The organism is Corynebacterium doosanense CAU 212 = DSM 45436 (assembly GCF_000767055.1).
Taxonomy (GTDB): domain Bacteria; phylum Actinomycetota; class Actinomycetes; order Mycobacteriales; family Mycobacteriaceae; genus Corynebacterium; species Corynebacterium doosanense.
Genome location: NZ_CP006764.1, coordinates 1,309,394 through 1,329,199, shown reverse-complemented (window position 1 = coordinate 1,329,199; position 19,806 = coordinate 1,309,394). Strand labels below are relative to the sequence as shown.

Annotated in this window: 20 protein-coding genes and 1 tRNA gene; 8 read left to right on the top strand and 13 right to left on the bottom strand. The window is 68.3% G+C overall.

The features are described from left to right. Positions 1 to 112: 112 nt before the first annotated feature. On the top strand, positions 113 to 463 hold the full coding sequence (locus CDOO_RS06560) for a hypothetical protein (RefSeq protein ID WP_020384657.1): 351 nt from the start codon (positions 113 to 115) through the stop codon (positions 461 to 463). Here CDOO_RS06560 and polA read toward each other — a convergent pair. Further along, positions 460 to 3,108, bottom strand: a complete 2,649-nt coding sequence (polA, locus tag CDOO_RS06555) for a DNA polymerase I (RefSeq protein WP_018022495.1) — start codon at positions 3,106 to 3,108, stop codon at positions 460 to 462. The genes CDOO_RS06560 and polA overlap by 4 nt on opposite strands. A 73-nt stretch (positions 3,109 to 3,181) precedes the next feature. Here polA and CDOO_RS06550 point away from each other — a divergent pair. The 5 genes from CDOO_RS06550 (at position 3,182) to CDOO_RS06530 (ending at position 6,307) form a co-directional block, all read left to right on the top strand. Further along, positions 3,182 to 3,258: transfer RNA gene (locus CDOO_RS06550), tRNA-Leu, on the top strand. Between the two features lie 23 nt (positions 3,259 to 3,281). Further along, on the top strand, positions 3,282 to 3,638 hold the full coding sequence (locus CDOO_RS06545) for a hypothetical protein (RefSeq protein ID WP_018022496.1): 357 nt from the start codon (positions 3,282 to 3,284) through the stop codon (positions 3,636 to 3,638). Positions 3,639 to 3,673: 35 nt separating this feature from the next. Beyond that, positions 3,674 to 4,570, top strand: coding sequence for an ABC transporter substrate-binding protein (locus CDOO_RS06540; RefSeq protein ID WP_026159439.1), 897 nt, complete (start codon positions 3,674 to 3,676; stop codon positions 4,568 to 4,570). Further along, positions 4,571 to 5,533 (top strand): amino acid ABC transporter permease, encoded by a 963-nt coding sequence (locus CDOO_RS06535; RefSeq protein WP_018022498.1) that lies wholly within the window; start codon positions 4,571 to 4,573, stop codon positions 5,531 to 5,533. It abuts the gene before it with no gap. Positions 5,534 to 5,536: 3 nt separating this feature from the next. Next, positions 5,537 to 6,307, top strand: coding sequence for an amino acid ABC transporter ATP-binding protein (locus CDOO_RS06530; RefSeq protein WP_018022499.1), 771 nt, complete (start codon positions 5,537 to 5,539; stop codon positions 6,305 to 6,307). A 30-nt stretch (positions 6,308 to 6,337) separates the two neighbouring features. Here CDOO_RS06530 and CDOO_RS06525 read toward each other — a convergent pair whose 3' ends face one another. The 9 genes from CDOO_RS06525 to CDOO_RS06485 all read right to left on the bottom strand — a co-directional run bounded on the left by CDOO_RS06525 (position 6,338) and on the right by CDOO_RS06485 (position 15,016). Next, complete coding sequence (locus CDOO_RS06525; protein ID WP_018022500.1) at positions 6,338 to 7,606, bottom strand: HNH endonuclease signature motif containing protein; 1,269 nt, start codon at positions 7,604 to 7,606, stop codon at positions 6,338 to 6,340. Between the two features lie 83 nt (positions 7,607 to 7,689). Next, positions 7,690 to 8,433 (bottom strand): sulfite exporter TauE/SafE family protein, encoded by a 744-nt coding sequence (locus tag CDOO_RS06520; RefSeq protein ID WP_018022501.1) that lies wholly within the window; start codon positions 8,431 to 8,433, stop codon positions 7,690 to 7,692. Beyond that, positions 8,430 to 8,921, bottom strand: coding sequence for a pantetheine-phosphate adenylyltransferase (gene coaD, locus CDOO_RS06515; protein WP_038573348.1), 492 nt, complete (start codon positions 8,919 to 8,921; stop codon positions 8,430 to 8,432). The genes CDOO_RS06520 and coaD overlap by 4 nt, the downstream gene beginning before the upstream one ends. Next, complete coding sequence (gene rsmD, locus CDOO_RS06510; protein WP_018022503.1) at positions 8,914 to 9,492, bottom strand: 16S rRNA (guanine(966)-N(2))-methyltransferase RsmD; 579 nt, start codon at positions 9,490 to 9,492, stop codon at positions 8,914 to 8,916. Before rsmD ends, coaD begins: the two co-directional genes overlap by 8 nt. Then, positions 9,489 to 9,698, bottom strand: coding sequence for a biotin/lipoyl-containing protein (locus CDOO_RS06505; protein WP_018022504.1), 210 nt, complete (start codon positions 9,696 to 9,698; stop codon positions 9,489 to 9,491). The genes rsmD and CDOO_RS06505 overlap by 4 nt, the downstream gene beginning before the upstream one ends. Before the next feature lie 21 nt (positions 9,699 to 9,719). Next, complete coding sequence (locus CDOO_RS06500; protein WP_018022505.1) at positions 9,720 to 11,831, bottom strand: ATP-dependent DNA helicase RecG; 2,112 nt, start codon at positions 11,829 to 11,831, stop codon at positions 9,720 to 9,722. Between the two features lie 3 nt (positions 11,832 to 11,834). Next, positions 11,835 to 13,391 (bottom strand): DAK2 domain-containing protein, encoded by a 1,557-nt coding sequence (locus tag CDOO_RS06495; protein ID WP_018022506.1) that lies wholly within the window; start codon positions 13,389 to 13,391, stop codon positions 11,835 to 11,837. 6 nt (positions 13,392 to 13,397) lie between these two features. Continuing rightward, complete coding sequence (locus tag CDOO_RS06490) at positions 13,398 to 14,048, bottom strand: uracil-DNA glycosylase (RefSeq protein WP_018022507.1); 651 nt, start codon at positions 14,046 to 14,048, stop codon at positions 13,398 to 13,400. Beyond that, positions 14,048 to 15,016, bottom strand: coding sequence for a thiamine-phosphate kinase (locus CDOO_RS06485; RefSeq protein WP_018022508.1), 969 nt, complete (start codon positions 15,014 to 15,016; stop codon positions 14,048 to 14,050). Before CDOO_RS06485 ends, CDOO_RS06490 begins: the two co-directional genes overlap by 1 nt. Positions 15,017 to 15,048: 32 nt before the next feature. Here CDOO_RS06485 and CDOO_RS06480 point away from each other — a divergent pair, with 32 nt between their 5' ends. Beyond that, a complete protein-coding gene (locus tag CDOO_RS06480) occupies positions 15,049 to 15,996 on the top strand; it encodes a DUF3515 domain-containing protein (protein ID WP_051064087.1) in 948 nt (315 codons plus the stop codon). Here CDOO_RS06480 and CDOO_RS06475 read toward each other — a convergent pair. Together CDOO_RS06475 and CDOO_RS06470 are read right to left on the bottom strand one after the other, a co-directional pair. After that, a complete protein-coding gene (locus tag CDOO_RS06475; RefSeq protein ID WP_018022510.1) occupies positions 15,953 to 17,047 on the bottom strand; it encodes a D-alanine--D-alanine ligase family protein in 1,095 nt (364 codons plus the stop codon). The two genes, CDOO_RS06480 and CDOO_RS06475, sit on opposite strands and share 44 nt — an antisense overlap. 21 nt (positions 17,048 to 17,068) lie before the next feature. After that, positions 17,069 to 18,067, bottom strand: coding sequence for an NAD(P)H-dependent glycerol-3-phosphate dehydrogenase (locus CDOO_RS06470; protein ID WP_018022511.1), 999 nt, complete (start codon positions 18,065 to 18,067; stop codon positions 17,069 to 17,071). 124 nt (positions 18,068 to 18,191) lie between these two features. On the opposite strand from CDOO_RS06470, the gene CDOO_RS06465 reads away from it, so the two are divergent. Then, positions 18,192 to 19,205: an NUDIX hydrolase gene (locus tag CDOO_RS06465; RefSeq protein WP_018022512.1), complete on the top strand. Its 1,014-nt coding sequence runs from the start codon at positions 18,192 to 18,194 to the stop codon at positions 19,203 to 19,205. A 2-nt stretch (positions 19,206 to 19,207) separates the two neighbouring features. Here CDOO_RS06465 and leuD read toward each other — a convergent pair whose 3' ends face one another. Beyond that, the gene (gene leuD / locus CDOO_RS06460; RefSeq protein ID WP_018022513.1) at positions 19,208 to 19,798 is read right to left on the bottom strand and encodes a 3-isopropylmalate dehydratase small subunit; all 591 of its coding nucleotides are present in this window, start codon (positions 19,796 to 19,798) and stop codon (positions 19,208 to 19,210) included. Positions 19,799 to 19,806: the final 8 nt, after the last annotated feature.

Here is a 19,806-nt window from a genome sequence, read left to right as displayed (position 1 = left end):
GCAGTCACCGTGCCCCGTGCCTGTGGACAAGTGCTCCGCGAGCGGGGTTATCCCCAGCCTGCGGTAGCCGGGAGTGATACCTATTACAGAATCCTCCTACTATGATTGGTTCATGCCTACGATCCCAGCCTCCTGGATCCCCCATCGCCGCGATGACGGCGAGGTCATCGGATGGATCGACATGGAGTCTCACGCCCCCAGATGTGTGCCCATCGACCGGCTCGGCAGGCACCTGGAGCCGGTGGACGAATGGCTCGAGGCGGAGGCGGTCCTGGAGGAACGGGGCCTGAGTTTTCTCACCGGGTCTTTCCTGCACGCGGACAACGTGGTCCGGATCAGGCACCTCGATGATCGCCAGGTGGTGGTGACCACGGCACTCACCGATGCGGTGGGCGATGTCGGCACGGAGTACCGGCTCCCCTTTCCGCCCGGTGAGCAGCTGAGCCAGCTCAACCAGGGTTAGTGGGCGGCCTCGTCCCAGTTCTGCCCGGTGCCCGCCGACACCTCGAGCGGCACGCGCAGGGTGATCGCGCCGTCCATCTCCTTCTCCACGATGGCGGTGACCTTCTCCAGCTCGCCCGGAGCCACCTCGACGACTAGTTCGTCGTGCACCTGCAGCAGCACGCGTGACTTCACGTCCTGCGCGCGGAACTCCCGCTCCACCCGGATCATCGCCACCTTGATGATGTCCGCGGCCGTGCCCTGGATCGGCGCGTTGAGCGCGGCGCGCTCCGCGTTCTCCCGGGCGATGCGGTTGTCGGAGTTTAGCTCGGGCAGATAGCGACGACGGCCGAAGACGGTGGAGGTGTAGCCGTCCTTGCGCGCCTGCTCGACGACCGCGGTGAGGTAGTCGCGCACCCCGCCGAAGCGTTCAAAGTAGTTCTCCATGATGGCCTTGGCGTCGCCGGCCGGGATGTCCAGCTGCTGGGACAGTCCGAAGGCGCTGAGCCCGTACGCCAAGCCGTAGCTCATGGCCTTGACGCGGCGGCGCAGTTCCGGGGTGACCTGGTCGATGGGCACGTCGAACACCCGGGAGCCGACGAAGTTGTGCAGGTCCTCGCCCTCCTTGTACGCCTCGATGAGCCCGGGGTCCTGCGACACGTGCGCCATGACCCGCATCTCAATCTGCGAGTAGTCGGCGGTGAGCAGGCATTCGTACCCTTCGCCGACGGTGAATGCCGAGCGGATGCGGCGGCCGGCTTCGGTGCGCACGGGGATGTTCTGCAGGTTCGGCTCGGTGGAGGACAGGCGCCCGGTGGAGGCGACGGTCTGATTGAACGTGGTGTGGATACGGCCGTCGTCAAGCACGGTCTTGATCAGGCCCTCGAGCGTGGACTTCATCTTCTGGTACTCGCGGTGCGCGAGCAGGTCGTCGAGGAACGGATGCGGATGTTTGACCGCGAGCTGCTCGACCTCCTTTGCCGCGGTGGAGTAGCCCGTCTTGGTCTTCTTCGTCTTGGGCAGGCCGAGCTGCTCGAAGAGCACCTCCTGCAGCTGCTTCGGGCTGGACAGGTTGAGGTCGGGCTTCTCGACGAGCCCCCGAGCATGCTCCTCCACGTCAGCGACCTGCTGGGTGAAGGTCTTGAGCTGGTCCTCGAGCACGGTGACGTCGGCCGCGATGCCCGCGGCCTCCATCCGGGCGAGGATGTCCACCAGGGGCAGCTCCAGGTCGCGGTAGAGCTCGAAGCTGTCGATGTCCTGCAGCTGCCGGGTCAGCTCCTCAGCGAGCTCGAGGATCGCCGCGGCGGAATCGGTGAGCGAGGTGTCGCCCATGAGCGACATCTGGCCGTCGGGCTCGGAGCGCTGGCGCTGCAGATGACGCTGGTAGACGTCGCCGAGCTCGTAGGTGCGCTGGCCCGGGCGCAGCAGGTACGCCGCGATGGCCGTGTCGTGGGCGATCCCGGCGAGCTCGAAACCACGTCCCGCCAGCATGTGGAACACGGCCTTGGCACCGTGCAGGTACTTGGGGTCTGCGGAGGACAGCCACGCGGCCAACGCCTTCTCCTCGTCCGGGGATAGCTCCGCCAGTTCCACGGCCACGGCGTGGCGCTGCTTATCGACGATCCCCATCGCCGTGGTATCGCCGCGGGCGGGCTGCGCATTGCCGGTAACGTAAAGGGCGAGGCCTTGACCGGAGCGTGGCTCCAGCCATTCGTCGAGCGGGCCTTCGTCGATGACGACGTCGCCGAGCTCGACCACTGCCTCGGCGGGCGAGGAGTTGTCGGTGGGCACGGCGGAGAGGATGCGCTCGCGGAGGTTGGTGCCGAACTCGAGCTCGTCGAAACGCTCGGCGATCTCCGAAACCTTCGCGGGTTTGAGGTCGAGGTCGTCGGGGCCCACCGCAAGCTCCATGTCGGTGACCATCGCGGTGAGCGTGCGGTTCATCTTCACCTGGTCGATGCGCTCGCGGAACGAGTCGCCAGCTTTGCCCTTGATGTCGTCGGCGTGGGCGATGAGCTCGTCCAGGGTGCCGTACTCCTGGATCCACTTGGTGGCCGTCTTCTCGCCCACCCCGGGGATGTTGGGCAGGTTGTCGGAGGGATCGCCACGCAGCGCCGCGAACTCCGGGTACTGCTGCGGCGTGAGCCCGTACTTCTCCTCCACGGCCGCGGGAGTGAAGCGGTGCAGGGTGGACACCCCGCGCATCGGGTAGAGCACGGTGGTGGAGTCGTCCACGAGCTGCAGGTAGTCGCGGTCGCCGGTGACGATGAGGATCTCGTAGTCGGACTGCTTCGCCGCGGTGACCAGCGTGGCGATGATGTCGTCGGCCTCGTAGTTCTCTACACTCATCGTGGTGATGCCCAGGGTCTGCAGCACCTCGTCGATGATGGTCACCTGACCCTTGAACTCGGGCGGGGCGGCCTCGCGCTGGGCCTTGTACTCCGGGAACATCTCGGTGCGGAAGGTCTTGCGCCCGACGTCGAAGGCCACGCCGACGTGGTCCGGCTGCTCCTCGGCAATGATGTTGGCCAGCATCGACAGGAAACCGTAGACCGCGTTGGTGTGCTGGCCCCCGGTGGTGGAGAAGTTCTCCGCGGGTAGGGCGTAGAAGGCCCGGAACGCCATGGAGTGGCCGTCGATCAGCAGAAGTCTCTTGGTGTCGCTCACGTCTGCCGAGTGTACTGAGGCGCCCGAGCGATTACTTCGGTGGTGCGGCGCTCGGCTAAAGTATGGCCCGCACGCCCCAGTAGCCCAATTGGCAGAGGCAACGGACTCAAAATCCGTGTGTTGTGGGTTCGAGTCCCACCTGGGGTACCACTCTTTGCGTTAGCCTGTGCTCCATGAGCTCCCTGAGCAACGTCCTGTCCACGTTCACTTCCCGCCGCGAGGAACTCCTGCGCGGCGACGCCTCCGAACTGTGGGCGATCGAACGCCACGCCAAGCGTGTGTACCTGCGCAATGTCTCGCGCGACATCGAGGTCCAGGAGGCCTGGCTCACCGACGACGACGGCACCCGCCAGGCCTTCGGGCGCGTGCGCCCCGGCGAGCGGGTGGAGGTGAGGTCCTACCGCCACCGCCCGGATGAGACGGTCTCCGGAGTGGTGGAATGGCGGGTGCGTTCGATGGTCTTCCCGCCGCGCAGTATCAAACGGGTGGAAAAGATCGTCGATAAGCGGTCTTTAGCAGACCACAACTAACGTGCGACGTCGGCGGGATTATAGGATTACCGCCCATGACCCGAAGAATGTTGTGCGCCGCCGTGGTGGCGAGCGCCACCGTGATGAGCGGGTGCGTGACCAACACCGAGGACGGACACCCCGAAGGTTGGGAACCCATCCTGCCGGACACGGTGCTCGAGATCGCGGCGATGGTCCCCGCGGAGGCGGCAGCTGACGGCGTGCTCACCGCCGGCACCAACCCGCCCTTCGCCCCGTTCGAGTTCAAGGACTCCAGCGGCGCGGTCATCGGCGTGGAGATGGACCTCGGCGCCGCGATCGCCTCGGTCATGGGCCTGAAGTACCAGCCGGTCGAGCAGGACTTCGCGCTCATCCTGCCGTCCGTGCAGGCCGGGACGGTGGACATGGGCATCTCCGGCTTCACCGACACCGAGGAACGCCGGCAGACCTTCGACTTTGTCAACTACATGTACGCCGGCGTGCAGTGGGCGCAGCAGACGGGTGACGACATCGACCCGGAGCAGCCCTGCGGCCTCACCGTCGCGGTCCAGCGCACCACCGTCTCCGACACCGACGACGTCCGGCCGAAGTCCGCGGCCTGCGAGGAGTCGGGACAGGACCCCATCACGGTCCTGTCCTACGACACCAGCGACAACGCGGCACTCGCCGTGCTCACCGGCCGGGCCGACGCGCTCAGCGCGGACTCCCCCGTCACTGCGTGGGCCGTCAACCGTTCCGACGACAAGATGGAGCTCACCGGGGGCCTGAGCATGGCCGCGCCCTACGGGTTCGCGGTGAACAAGGACTCCGCTCTCGGCCCGGCTGCTGCCGCGGCCCTGCAGTACCTCATCGACACCGGTGCGTACCGGGACATTCTGGCGCAGTGGGGCATCGAGGACGGCCTCATCGACGAAGCGATGATCAACGAACAGCCCGTGGAAGGACTTTCCTAAATGACTACTCCCGCAACCCGGCTCGAGCAGCATGGGCGCCCTGAGCGTCCCGAGCGCATTGAGGCCAAGCCCCTGCGCCACCCCGGCCGCTGGATCTTCGCGTTTGTCCTGCTCGCGCTGGCCGTGCTGTTCGCCGTCGACGCCCTCGGCCGCGAGGCCTACGGCTGGGACACCTACCGGCAGTACCTGCTGGACACCCGCGTCGCGACGGCCGCCCTGCACACCATCGCGCTGACCATCCTGGCCATGATCATCGGCGTGGTCGGTGGTGTCCTGCTCGCGGTCATGCGCATGTCCCCCAATCCGGTGTTCCGGGGCATCGCGTGGGTCTACCTGTGGATCTTCCGCGGCACCCCGATCTACGTGCAGCTGGTGTTCTGGGGCCTGCTCGGGGCAATTTATCAAAGTATCAACCTCGGATTCACCGAGGTGTCGCTGGAGAACGTCCTCTCCAGCGCCTTCGTCCTCGCCTTCCTCGGCCTGGGCTTCAACGAGGCCGGCTACATGGCCGAGATCGTGCGCTCCGGCGTCTCCTCGGTCCCCGCGGGCCAGCTCGAGGCCTCCAAGGCGCTGGGCATGGGCTGGGGCATGACCATGCGTCGCACGGTCCTGCCGCAGGCGATGCGCATCATCATCCCGCCCACGGGCAACGAACTCATCTCCATGCTCAAGACCACCTCCCTGGTCGTGGCCATCCCCTACTCGCACGAGCTCTACGGCCGCTCCACGGACATCGCGGCCTCGCTCTTCGAGCCGGTCCCGCTGCTGCTCGTCGCCGCCACCTGGTATCTGGCCATCACCTCGGTGCTCATGATCGGCCAGCACTACCTGGAGAAGTACTTCGAGCGCGGCTCCACCCGCGAGCTCACCGGCCGGCAGCTCGCCACGCTGGCCGACGCGGAGGGCAGCGTCCCCCGCAACGTCACCGTCATCCCGGAGAACAACTACCAGAGGGGCAACTAAGCCATGACCGAGAACCTCATGATCGACGCCCAGCAGGTGTGGAAGTCCTTCGGCCGCCTCGACGTGCTCAAGGGCATCGACCTCCAGGTGCCCAAAGGCACCGTCACCTGTCTCATCGGCCCTTCCGGATCGGGCAAGTCCACCATGCTGCGCTGCGTCAACCACCTGGAGAAGGTCAACGCCGGCCGGCTCTACGTCGACGGCGACCTCGTGGGTTACCGCGAGAAGGAGGGCGTGCTCCACGAGATCTCTGAGAAGGACGCGGCCCGCCAGCGCGCGGACATCGGCATGGTGTTCCAGCAGTTCAACCTCTTCCCCCACCGCACCGCGCTGGAGAACATCATGGAGGCTCCCGTCCAGGTCAAGGGAGTGAAGCCCGATGAGGCAAGGAAGCAGGGCATGGATCTGCTCGAGCAGGTCGGCCTCGCCCACAAGGCGGACGCCTTCCCCATGCAGCTCTCCGGCGGCCAGCAGCAGCGCATCGCCATCGCGCGCGCCCTGGCCATGGAACCCAAGCTCATGCTTTTCGACGAGCCCACCTCCGCGCTGGACCCCGAGCTGGTCGGCGACGTACTCCAGGTGATGAAGGACCTCGCCGCTCGCGGCATGACCATGCTCGTGGTCACCCACGAGATGGGTTTCGCCCGCGAGGTCGCCGACGACGTCGTGTTCATGGACGCCGGCGTCGTCGTCGAGCGCGGAACCCCGGACGAGCTGCTGGGCAACCCCCGCGAGCCCCGCACGCAGTCCTTCCTGTCGACCCTGCTGAAGTAGGTCCTCCGGTTCAGCGGGACGCTGCCCCACTCATGCCGGAGAGTCCACACTTGTGGACTCGTCGAAGCCTTCTCCCCACTCGCGGTACTCCGGCTCCTCGATAGCCGGTAGCTTCGCCCGGTCGTCCCGTTGCGGAAGGCCACGGTTGCGAGAGACGAATGTCGATCCGTCCGGGAATCCGAACACCAGGCGGTGCGCGTCCGTGGGGTGATGCGCCAGCCGTAGCTCCCCCGTAGCGAACATGGAATGACACCTGGAGCACAGCGGGATGAGGTTCTCACAATCCGTCAGTCCACCCCGGGCCCAGTCCCGGATGTGGTGGAACTGGAGGAACCGGGTGTGACTGCACCCCGGGGTCGCGCACTGGAACAGCCAGGACACCAGCAGGGCCAATTCCTGGCCTCCGTTGACCACCCTTCGCCTGCGGCCCATCTTGAGGTGCACTCCCCTGGCATCAAGCAGGTGGCCCCGGAAGTCGGCGTTGCCCATGAGACCGCTGAGCGCAGCCGCTGGCGCGGCAGGATTGCCAGGAAGGAAGGCGTGGCCGTCCTCGGTCATCACCACCTGTACCTGGGCACCGGGCGCGCGTTGGGCGCTGGAGGTCGAGGACCGCGCCAGGTTCATCATCCCGATGAAGCCCGAGAGTGCATCGGAGGCCTGGCCGAAGCGGGTGGCGGCGGGGGTCTCGTCCAATAGGCCGCTGAGCTGCTCATCGTCGGCCAGGCGCTCCCGGTCGATCTCGGCGATATCGCGCCGGCTGGCCAGCTCACCGAGTTTCAGGGCCGCCGCCAGCTGCGCCCCGAGGGCCGGGGAAAGGTTGGCCTCGAGCAGGTAGCGCCCATGCTCGTCGATCCGGATGGTCAAGCGATCCTTTGCCGGGCCCTCGGGAGCGCTTCCTCGCCCGGCCAGAGCCAAACGAAGTTCGTGGTAGGTCAGGCGTAGCGCCAGCGCGACGAGATCGGCCTCGTTGTCCTCAGTGAGATGGCGCTCCAGCAGGCGCACCTTGGAGTAGGACAGTTCCCCGGCGAGGAACCTGTCGGTGAGCAGCGGGAAGTCGGCGAGCACCCGCGAGGTGTGCAGGTAGCCGTAGCTGGTGGACCGCGCGATACCGAGGGTCCGGTCCAGCCAGGCGGCGGTCGATGACGCGCCGGCGCGCAGCCCGAACCCGCGGCGGTCAAACTCCGCGAGCGAGACCAGGAAGGCCGCAAAGTGGCGGTTCGAGTCCACATGTGTGGACTGCAGGAGTGTGATGAGGTCGGTATCGGCGAGTCGGCTGGTGTCCGTGAGTACGTCGAGCATGGTGGTTTTCCCCCGAGGAATGGAACAGATGTTCGCTAACACCGTGCAGCATAAAACACCCCCTGGACACTACCTCTGACCTGCTAGTTCATCATTCCCAGCACGCCCCGGACCACGGCGGTCAGACCACCCAGGCCCGCGAGCGAGAGCGCGATGGCCCGGCCCGTAGGTTTGGGCACCCGCGGCGCGACCCGCACCCCCGTGAACAGGCCCAGCGCCAGGGCGACGATCCCCACCGGCCAGACCAGCAGGTCCACGGAACCGAAGCTCGCCGCACCCAGCAGCAGCTTGATGGAGAACGATCCCAGTCCGGCGATGAAGAAGACCGGCTGCAGGGTCGCGGCGTAACGTCGCTGATCCCACCGCGCCGCCTGCGCATAAACGGTGATCGCCGGCCCGGCGGCACCGGCGAGGGTGTTCATGAACCCGCCGATGACACCGGCGACTGCGGCGGGCAGACGGCCGTCGATAGGCGGGACAAACCTCTTGCCCACCGTGACCACGCCCAGGGCGAGGAGCAGCAGGAGCCCGACGAGGATGAGCAGCGGGTCCGTGGGCAGCTCGCGGACAAGGAATGAGCCGGGGATGATGCCCGCGATGAGGGCGGGGCCGATGACGGCGAGAATCTTGAAGTCGACGTCGCGCCACAGCGTCAGCGTCGAGGCGCCCGCGTTGATCATCGCCAGCAGATTAACGATGAGGATGCCCTCGATCGGCCCGAACAGCAGCATTAGAACCGGCGAGGCGATGAGCCCGAGGCCCATGCCCGAGACACGCTGCAGCAGCGCGCCGACGAGGACGGTGACGAAGAGAATCGCCATCGTCATTGGGCACGGAACTTCTGTTTCATGGCCGCCAGCACCACGTCCGGCACCAGCCCGGTGATGTCGCCGCCGTACTTCACCACCTCCTTGCACAGCGAGGAGGAGACATAACCGAACTTCTCGTCGGTCATGACAAAAAACGTGTCGACGCCCGACAGGCGCCTGTTCATCTGCGCCATCGGCTGCTCGTAGTCATAGTCGAGCGACGAACGCAGACCCTTGACCAGGGCGGTCACCCGGTGGGCCGTGGTGTAGTCCACCAGCAGGCCCGCCCAGTGGTCGACGGTGACATTGGGAAGATGCGAGGTGACGTCCGCGATGAGCTCCTTACGCTCGTCCACGCTGAACAGGCCGGACTTCTTCGCGGGGTTGCCGGTGACCAGGATGATGACGCGGTCGAACTGTTCTGCGGCGCGGGTGAAGATGTCCAGGTGGCCGTTGGTCACCGGGTCGAAGGAACCCGGGCAGACCACCGTTCGTGACTCATTCATTCTCCGACGTCCTTTCGTAGGTGGCCATGTCCATGCGGGCGATGCCGAACGTGCGTTTCTTCAGCTTCTGGCCGGTGGGGGTGAATCCTGCCGGCCAGTCCGTCTCCGGCGACTGTACGTGGCGCTCGACGACGACCGCCGCGCCGTCGCGAAGCGTGCGCACGAGCGCGTGCAGCATGTCGGTCACGGCGTCGTCCGCCAGCTCATAGGGCGGGTCCGCCAGCACCATGTCGAAGTGGTCGTCGGGGGCGGTGGCGAGGTAGGTCGAGGCCTTCATCTCGTGCAGGCGCACGTCGTCGTGGCCGACCACGCCGATGTTGTGGCGGATCACCTCGCAGGCCCGGGCGTTGTCCTCCACCAGGTGCACGGTCTGCGCTCCCCTGCTGGCGGCCTCGAGACCCAGGGCGCCGGAGCCGGCGAAGAGATCCAGCACGACTGCGTCGAGGAAACCGAAGCGCACCTGCAGCGATGAGAACAGTCCCTCCCGGGCGCGGTCGGAGGTTGGCCGGGTCCCCTGCGCGGGCACCTTGATGGTGCGGCCGCGGGCCTCACCGGAAATGATGCGGGTCATTCGCCCACCTCGCAGAGGAGGTCGCCGCCCTGGACGTCGGAGAAGTCGGCGCGGCTGAGCGTGCCGACGGTCCCCGGGCCCGGGGCCGCCACGGGGGCCTCCAGCTTGACGGCCTCGACGGTGGCGAGCACGTCGCCCGTGGCCACCTGCTGCCCTGCGGATACGTGATAGCGGACGATGCCGGCGAAAGGGGCGTGAATCTGCATGGGGTCAAGACTAGCGCCCGGTCAGTTCTTCTCCAGGTACTGCCTCGCCTGCTCCTCGATGTCGGCCACCAACCGCTCGGCCCGGGCCCGGTCGCGCCCGACCATGAGGGCGGCGTCCTCGTTGGCCCGTTCGATCACCGGGTAGTCCTCCAGCAGGTTGAGCAGCTTGACCGTGCGTGCCGTTCCCGACTGGGACGTGCCCAGGACGTCACCCTCCTGGCGCTGGGCGAGGTCGAGGTTGGCCAGCTCGAAGCCGTCGGAGGTCGCGGCCACGGCGCTGACCCTGTCGAAGGAGGTCGAGCCGGGCAGGGCGAGAGTGTGGAAGAGGCAGAGGGACTCGTGCCCGCCGCGGCCCACCCGCCCGCGGAGCTGGTGGAGCTGGCTGACCCCGAATAGCTCGGACTCGCGCACCAGCATGACCGTGGCGTTGGGGACGTCGACGCCGACCTCGATGACCGTGGTGGCCACGAGCACGTCGATGCCACCACGGGAGAAGTCGGCCATGACAGCGTCCTTCTCCTCGCCGCGCAGCCGACCGTGCAGGAGGCCCACGCTGAGATCGGGGAACAGCTCGTTCTGCAGGTGCTCGTGCATCTCCAGCACCCCTCCCTCGCCTTCGATGCGCGGGCAGACCACGTAGGCCTGACGGCCGGCGAGGATCTCCTCGCGGATGCGGCTCCACGCCCGGGCCACCCACGCCGGCCGGGCCTCCGGGACAAGGGCGGACTGGATGGGTTTGCGGCCACCGGGCAGCTCCCGCAGCGTAGAGATGGCCAGGTCACCGAACACCGTCATGGCGATGGTGCGCGGAATCGGGGTGGCCGTCATGACCAGCAGGTGCGGGGTGAAATCGCCCCGGCCCTTGGAGCGCAGCTGGTCGCGCTGCTCCACGCCGAAACGGTGCTGCTCATCGACGACGACGAACCCCAGGTCGAAAAACTCCACCGTGTCCTGGATCAGCGCGTGTGTGCCCACGACGATGTCCACCTGCCCGGAGACAATGTTCAGCAGCGCCTCCCGTTTGGCCGCGGTGGGCATCGACCCCGTCAGCGCCACCACAGTGGCCGAGGACCCCGCCGCCGCGAGGGTCCTGGTCAGCGAGCGTGCGTGCTGGGCCGCCAGGACCTCCGTGGGCACGAGCATGGCGCACTGGCGGCCGTTGTCCACCGCCTGCAGCATGGCCAGCAGCGCGACGATCGTCTTGCCCGAGCCGACCTCCCCCTGCAGCAGTCGGCTCATGGGCCGGGCGCGGGAGAGGTCGCCGCTGACCTGGCCCAGCATCTGCTGCTGCCCCTCCGTCAGCGGGAACGGGAGTGATTCCAGCAGGGCGGTGTGCAGGCCGGCGTCGATACGCGGAAGTTCCGGGGCGCGGTGCTCGAGGTTGTCCGCGCGGCGCAGGGCCATCGCCAGCGCGAGGCCGAGGGCCTCGTTGTACTTCAGCCGCAGCAGCGGGCCGTCCGGGCCGCGCTCGTCGGGGGCGTGGATGAGCCGGATCGCCTGGTCGAAGCTGGGCATGCCGAAGGGGTGGTAGTCGAGCGGCTCGGGAATCTTGGGCAGGGTCTCCAGGATCTCCCACACCGCGCCCATGATGCGCCAGGACGAGATCTTCGCCGAGGCCGGGTAGACAGGGATCCATTCGCGATCGCCCAGCAGCTCGTGCAGGGAGCCGTACTCGTTGAGCGCCTTGAGTGAACCCGTCGCGGGCTGCTTCTCCTTCCCCGGCCCGGTGAGCACGAGGTAGTCCGGGTGCTGCATCTGCGCCTGGCCGCGGAAGTGGGTGACCTTGCCGGAGAAGATTGCCCGCGCACCCTGGGTGAGCACCCGGGCGACGTACCCGGCGTTGAAGTAGGTGGCCACGAACCGGCCACCCGACTGATCCGCCACGTGGAAGCGGAAAATTTTGTGTTTGCCCTTGTCGATGAACTCGACCCGCTCCACCACGCCGATGGTGGTGACCACGTCGCCCTCCTCGACCGCGGCGAGATCCGTCCCCTCCCCGTGGCGGGCGTAGCGGCGCGGGTAGTGCTCGAGCACCTGCCAGCAGCGGGTGTAACCGAAGGCCGACTTGAGGGCCTTGGCCTCCTTGGCGGGCAGGACCTCGGCGAGCTGCCGGTCGTCGCGCCACCCGAGCACGGACTACTCCACCCCGATCTCGGCGATGATTCCGGTGCTGGCCATGCCCGCGCCGTCGAAGACCACCACCTCCGCGCCGAGCTTCTCCCCCAGCCGCTCACCGTCGATGATCTCGGTGGTGAGGATGGTGACCTGCTCGCCACCGGCGTCGAGAAGCCGGGCCGCCGTCGCCTCGATCGCCGTGGCGGCGTCGTCCGAGACCAGGAGCACGTCGCCGTGGGACTCGGAGAGGATGTCGCCCTTAGCGCAGGGGCCGGCGGCGGTCAGGGCCGCCTTGGCCGCGCGGCGGAGCACGGCGGTGCGCATGGAACTGGCGGCCTCGCCCATCTCGTAGGTGGCGGTGGCGAGCGGCTGAGCGGGATCGTGCATGGTCACCGCGGCGATTCCCGACACCAGCCGCGAGGTGGGCAGCAGCGTGATGGACTGCTCCACGGCGCGGGTGGCGTTGTCCACGGCCACGAGTTCGCGGCGGGTGAGCTGGCCGTTGGGTAGCAGCACCACCTCGCCGGCCCGGGTGCGGCGGATCACCGACAGGACCTCGTCCAGGATGTCCCCGTCGCCGGTGACCTCGACGACCTCGGCACCGGCGCCGCGGTAGAGGTCGGCGATGGCACCCGGCGGGGTCAGGGCCAGCAGGATCCGCGAGGGCTTCTCGACGACCGCCTGCCCGGGCAGCACCTCCAGGCGCAGCCCGCTGACCTCACCGAGGCCGAAGGCCTCCTCGATGACCTGACCGGCCGAGCGGGAGTGGATGTGGAACTGTGCCTCCCCCTCGCCCCGGGCCACGAGCAGCGAGTCGCCGAGCTCCGCCAACCGCGACTCGAGCCGGTCGACGACTTCCTCCGTGGCGGTGGACAGGAACATGACCTCGAGATAGCCGGGCGTGCCGTGCGTCCCGGTCGTCTCACCCGGGGTGAAGTCGACGTCCGCGGTTGCACCGGAGAGCTCGGCCATCATCGTCTCCAGCAGGACCACCAGACCGGTACCGCCGGCGTCGACCACCCCGGCCTCCCGGAGGACGGCGAGCTGGGACGGGGTGCGTGCCAGGGCGACCCGGGCGGCCTCGGTGGCGGCGCTGGCCACCTCGAGGACGTCCCTGTCCCCGGCGACGGCGTCCGTCGCGGCCCCGGCGGCGGCGCGCAGCACGGTCACCACGGTGCCCTCGACCGGGTCGGAGATGGCGTTGTTGACGAGCTTCACCGCGATGTTCAGCGCATCGGAGATGGTGCGGCCGTCGAAGGGCTCGGTCTGCACAGCCTCGGCCATTCCCCGCAACACCTGCGACAGCACGACTCCGGAGTTGCCACGCGCGCCGCGCACGCTGCCGTTGGCCATCGCGCGGGCGACGGAGACGACGTCGGAACGCTGCTCCACCTCGACATCACGCACCGCAGCGAGGGCCGCCTCCATGGTGAACGCCATGTTCGATCCCGTGTCCGAGTCGGGCACGGGGAACACGTTGAGCGCGTTGATCTCGGACCTGCGCTCGGTGAGCACCTGCACGGCGTTGACCGCCCAGCGGTAGAGACCTCGGCCGTCGAGCGATTTCAGGTGCGACATAGGCAGTTACCTTACTGAAGACCAGTCGATGGGTGGCGCGCCCTGTGCCCGCAGCGCGTCATTCGCCCGGGAGAACGGACGGGAGCCGAAGAACCCGCGCGACGCCGACAGCGGCGAGGGATGGGCGGATTCGATGCGCGGGGTGTCCCCGAGGAACCGGGCGGCGGACTGGGCGTCGCGGCCCCAGAGGATGGCCACCAGCGGCTGGCCCCGGGAAGCCAGGGCCCGGATGGCGTGTTCGGTGACCTCCTCCCAGCCCTTACCCCGGTGGGAGGCCGCGGCCCCGGGGCGCACAGTGAGCACGCGATTGAGCAGGAGGACGCCCTGGCCGGTCCAGCCGGTGAGGTCACCGTCGTCACGCGGAGGTATCCCAAGGTCATCGCGCAGTTCGCGGTAGATGTTCACCAGGGAGCGCGGGGGCGCCACGCCGGGCTGGGTGGAGAAACTCAGGCCCATGGCGTGGCCGGGCGTGGGATAGGGGTCCTGGCCGATGATGAGCACACGCACGTCGTCGAAGGGGTCGTGGAACGCGCGCAGGACGTCGTCGCCGGCGGGGAGGTAGGCGGGCTCCGCGCGCAGGAAGTCTCCCATCGCGTGGATGCGGTCCTCCACCGGGGCGAGGACCGGCTGCCAGGATTCGTGCACGCTCAGGCTCATCAGAAGCTCACCCACCCGGTGTCGTAGGCCGGTGCCTCGCCGTCGACGGTGACGGTGACGGTGTCACTACGGGTCACCTGCCCGATCGTCCGGAAACCCGAGGGAGTGTCGCCGGCGGTGGTGGCCAGGAGGGTGTGGTCCTCCCCGCCCGTGAGCACCCAGGTCCACGGGTCCACGCTGAGCAGCTCGGCGGCCTCGCACAGCAGCGCCGCGGGGGCGATAGCGGCGGAGTCGATGTCCACCCCGACCCCCGAGCGGTGCGCGAGGGTCCGCAGATCCACGACGAGTCCGTCGGAGTTGTCGGTCATGCTCGTCGCGCCCGTCGCCCGGGCCACCACCCCACGCCCGGGAGTGAGGGTCGGCGCGCAGTGTGCGGTGACCAGATCGGCGAAACGCTCGGGCACGTCGGCGCGGCCGAAGTGGTTCAGCAGCGCAAAACCCGCCGCGGACCAGCCGATGTTCCCGTGGGCGACGACCTGCTGGCCGTGCCTCGCCGCGTCCAATGTCAGCGCGGGCCGGTTACCACCCAGCGAGCCGATCGCCGTCACGGACAGGATGAGGGTGTCCCCGCCGGTGACGTCGCCGCCCACCAGCTCCGCGGAGTACTCCCCCGTCCTCGCGGCGATCCCGGCCGCCACGCCGCGCAGGAAAGACACCGGAGTCGATTCCGGAGCGGAGAGCGCCAGCAGCGCCGCAATGGGCCGTGCGCCCATCGCCTCGATGTCGGCGAAGTTCGCCGTGATGGCCTTCGCGCCGACCTCCTCGGCCGTGGACCAGGTAGTGGAAAAGTGGCGGCCCTCGATGAGCATGTCCGTGGCCACGACCGCGCGCGAGTTCGGGGCGGCGTTGAGCAGTACCGCGGCGTCGTCGCCGTTACGGGTGCTCGGGGCGGCGGCGACAATCGCCTCGATGACGCCCCGCTCACCGACCTCACCCACGGTGGGGTCGGTCTCCGGCGGTGGATTCACGCTGACTGGGCCTTTCGATAGACTTACACGCCATGAGTTCTAGCGCCGAGCACCCACAGCTTAATCGCACTGCAATCTACCTGAGTCTCGGATTGGCCATCCTACTGATCCTCGGCGCGTTGATCGGCGCCCGCATCGTCTCCGACCGGGCCAACAACCAATCCGTTGCGCTCAGCCCGGTGCCCGCCCCGCTGGCGGAGTCCACGGAGTGCTCGACGCTTATCGACGCCCTCCCCGACGAGTTGCTGGGCCACGACCGCGCCCCGATCGCCGACCCGGTCCCCGCGGGCACGGCAGCCTGGCAGTCGGGGCCAGCCGAGCGCATCACGCTGCGCTGCGGCGTCGAGTTGCCCTATCAGTTCACCGAGGTGGCCAGCACCACGGAGGATGCCGGGGTGCAGTGGCTCCGGGTGGACGACATGACCCCCGGCTCCGACCTGTCCACCTGGTACGCGGTGGACCGAGAGCCCGTGGTGGCGGTCACGGCCTCGCTCACGGAGTCCGAGAACCCCGTGGCCGAGCTCGGCGCGCCCGTCTCCGCGCTGCCGCAGAAGCAGCACGAGCCTTTCCCCGCCCCCCTTTCCGAGCTGGAAAAAGCTGCGCAGGACCCCTGCCCGGCCCTGCTCGACGCGCTGCCCGGCACGCTCGCCGGGGACTGGTCGCTCGAGTCCGCCGACGGGGACACCGCGGTGTGGGTCAAGGAGGGAAGCGAGCCCGTGGTGCTGCGCTGCGGTGTCGCACCGCCGCCGAACTACGTCGCGGGCGAGCGCCTGACCCAGATCGACGACATCCCCTGGTTCGAGGACACGCAGCTGGTCAACGGGTCCACCGCGTCGACGTGGTACGCCCTCGGGCGCGAGACGGACATCGCCGTCAGCGTGCCGCAGGCGATCAGCGCGCAGGTCCTGCCCGAGCTCGGCGGGACGATTTCGGGGGCTACCGGCGTTCAGTCAGCTCCGTTAGCTCCGTCAGGGCAGTAGCGATGAGCGTGTCCAGCAGCTCCTGATACCCGATGCCGTCCGCGGCCAAGACCTGCGGGAACATCGAGATCGGGGTGAAGCCGGGCATGGTGTTGATCTCGTTGAGCACCGGGCCGCGGTCGGTGACAAAGAAGTCCACGCGGGCCAGGCCCTTGGCGTCGACCGCGCGGAAGGCGGCGACGGCCATCTCCTTGAGCGCCATGATGGTGGCGTCGTCGAGCCGGGCGGGGATGGTGGCGGAGACAACGTCGTCGAGGTACTTGGTCTCGAATCCGTAGAACCCCTCCTCCGAGTCCTCGATGCCATTGAGCTGCGCCGGCGGTGAGGCGACGAGCGATCCGTCGGGTCGCTGCAGCACGCCGACCTCGACCTCGACGCCGTGGATCATCGCTTCCACGATGACCTTGTCGTCGAACTTGCGCGCCTCGGCGATGGCGGCGTCGATGCCCTCGTCCTCGTCGACCTTGGAGATGCCGATCGACGACCCTCCGCGGGCCGGTTTAACGAACACCGGCAGCCCCAGCATGTCCCGCTGGGCGGGCGAGAGGGTGTCGTCGCCACGCAACACCACCTCGGGTGTGACAGGCAGGCCGTCGGCGACCATGAGTTTCTTGGTGAATTCCTTGTCCATGCCGGCGGCCGAGGCGAGCACGCCGGGGCCGACGTAGGGCACACCCGCGAGTTCGAAGAGGCCCTGAATGGTGCCGTCCTCGCCGTAGGGTCCGTGCAGGATTGGCAGGACGACGTCGACGGTGTGCCGCACCTCGCCGGTGGCGGCGGAGACGATCTCGCCGCGGCGCAGCGGGTTGACGCTGAGCGCGATCTCCTCGCGCAGCTGCACCGTGGGCAGGTCGTCGCCGTGCGCCGCGAGCTCGGAGAGGTCCGGCGCCCCGGTGGTCCACACGCCGTCGGTGGTGATGCCCACGGGGACGATGTCGTAACGCTGCGGGTCGAGGTGCGCCATCACGGCGCCCGCGGAGATGCAGGAGATGGAGTGTTCGGTGCTGCGTCCGCCGTAGATGACGGCGACGCGGATCTTCTTCTCAGCCATGGCGGAGAGCGTACCTGTGGGTCACTCCGCTTTCTTGGAGCGACCCATGAGCGCGGCGACGATCTCCGCCACCACGGCGTCCTCGTGGCACACGGCGAACACCGCGCGGGTGATGGGCATGTCCACGTCGAGGGACTCTGCGAGCTGGGAAATCGACCGCGAGGAGATCACGCCCTCGGCGACCTGGCCGTTGGTCTTCTCCTTCGCCTCCGCAAGCGTCTCCCCCTGGCCCAGGCGCTCGCCGAAGGTGCGGTTGCGCGACAGCGGGGACATGCACGTGGCGGCGAGGTCCCCGAGTCCGGCCAGCCCGGCGAAGGTACGGGGGTCGGCGCCCAGTGCCTGGCCCAGGCGGGAAATCTCAGCCAGTCCGCGGGTGATCACGCTTGCCGACGTGTTGTCGCCCAGTCCGCGGCCCGCAGCCATGCCGCACGCCAGGGCGATGACGTTCTTGCAGGCGCCGCCCAGCTCCACGCCCACGACGTCGGAGTTGGTGTAGGGGCGCAGGTAGGGCGTGGCCACGGCGGCCTGCACGAGCTTCGCCCGGTTCTGGTCCACGCCGGCGATGACGGTGGCAGCCGGCTGCTCCTGCGCCACCTCGCGGGCGAGGTTGGGGCCGCTGAGCACGGTGATGCGCTCGGGCTCCACGCCCGTGACCTCGGCGATGACCTGGCTCATGCGCAGATGGGTGCCGGCCTCGATGCCCTTGGAGATGGACACCAGGGTGGCGTCGGCCGGGACAAGATCACGCCAGTGGGAGAGGTTGTCCCGCATGGTCTGGCTGGGCACGGCGAAGACGACGATGTCCGCGCCGGCGAGTGCCTCGGCTGCGTCGGAGGTGGGCAGGATCGCGTCGGGAAGCGTCACCCCCGGAAGGTAGTCCGCGTTCACCCTGGTCTCGGCTATGGTCCAGGTCAGCTCCGGGCGCCTCGCCCAGAGGAACACGGAGTTGCCCGCGTCTGCAAAAACCTTGGCCAGGGTGCTGCCCCAGGATCCCGCTCCCATGACTGCGACATTGACCATAAGTGTGCGGGTTCCTTTGTGTGCGAAGTTGGCGTGCGGGTCTGCTCAACCTTAGAGGATGAAGGTATCGTTCACACAGGAAAGCTTGACCCGGATCGCCACAACCAGCCTGCCAAGGAGTGCCATGTCGCAGAAGGACAACCGCCGCTCGTCCCACGAGGTGGACAAGGACGCCCGCTCGCAACTCGAGGTGACCGGGCGCCACCAGGTCATCCCCCGGGATCCGGCCGGCGAGGTGGAGAAGGCGACCCTGGCGGCGGGCGCGGTGCTCTGGCGCGGCGACCTCTCCGACCCCGCCTCCATCGAGGTAGCGCTCATCCACCGCCCGCACTACGACGACTGGTCGCTGGCCAAGGGCAAGGTCGACCCGGGCGAGTCGCTGCCCGCCACCGCCGTACGTGAGATCGCGGAGGAGACCGGCTACGAGGTCCGGCTGGGCAAGCTGCTGGGCAAGGTAAAGTACCCCGTCTCCGGCCGCACGAAGGTGGTCTACTACTGGACCGCCGAGGTGCTCTGGGGTGAGTTCGAGCCCAACGACGAGGTCGACGAGATCCGCTGGACCAGCATCGACGAGGCGCTGGCGCTGCTGAGCTACGACGTGGACTGCGAGGTGCTCACCAAGGCGAAGAAACGTTTCGAGCTCCCGGCCACCTCGCGTGTCCTCTACGTGCGCCACGGCCGGGCGCACGAGCGCGGCAACTGGGCGGGCGACGACAACCTGCGCCCGCTGGACAAGAAGGGCCGCCGGCAGGCGGAGATGCTCGTGCCCATGCTCGCTGGCTGGCGCCCGGACCGCCTGTTCTCCGCGTTCCCCGACCGTTGCCAGACCACGCTCGCCCCGCTCGCCGACGAGCTGGGCATGGATATCACCGTCAGCGAGGACTTCGGCGACGTCGCCTGGGCCGCGGACCCCGAGCGCGTGAAGTCCGCGTTCACCGAGGTCGTGGAGCTCGGCGGGGTGTCGGTCATCTGCAGCCAGGGTGACACGATTCCGCCGGTCATCGAGTGGCTGTCGGAGAACGGACGACTGCCCCTCTCCGACATCGTGTCGAAGAAGGGCAGTGTCTGGGTGCTGTCCTTCCATGACGGACAGCTCACCGGCGCGGACTACCTGGCGTCCGCGCTGCCGGCGAAGTAGACCTAGCGCGCGACGCTCGGTTTGAACGCCGGGCGACTCTCCTCGAACCGGGAGATGGCGCTCTCGTCGCGCAGGGTGAGCCCGATGTCGTCGAGGCCCTCCATGAGGCGCCAGCGGGTGTAGTCGTCGATCTCGAAGGTGTAGACGTTCTCCCCGGCGGTGACCGTGCGGTCCTCCAGCGAGACCGTCAGCTCCATGCCCGGCTGCTGCTCGAGCTGCTTCCACAGCAGCTCGACGTCGCTCTCCTCCATGATGCCGGCGACGAGGCCGGCCTTGCCGGAGTTGCCGCGGAAGATGTCGGCGAAGCGCGGGGACAGCACGACTCGGAAGCCGTAGTCCATGAGCGCCCACACCGCGTGCTCGCGGGAGGAGCCGGTGCCGAAGTCCGGGCCCGTGACCAGCACGGAGCCGTTGCGGAAGGGCTCCTGGTTGAGCACGAAGTCGTCCGAGCGGCGCCAGTTGGCGAAGAGCCCGTCCTCGAAGCCGGTGCGGGAGACCCGCTTGAGGTAGACGGCGGGGATGATCTGGTCAGTGTCCACGTTGGAGGCGCGCAGCGGGACGCCGACGCCGGTGTGGGTGGTGACTTTCTCCATGATCGTTG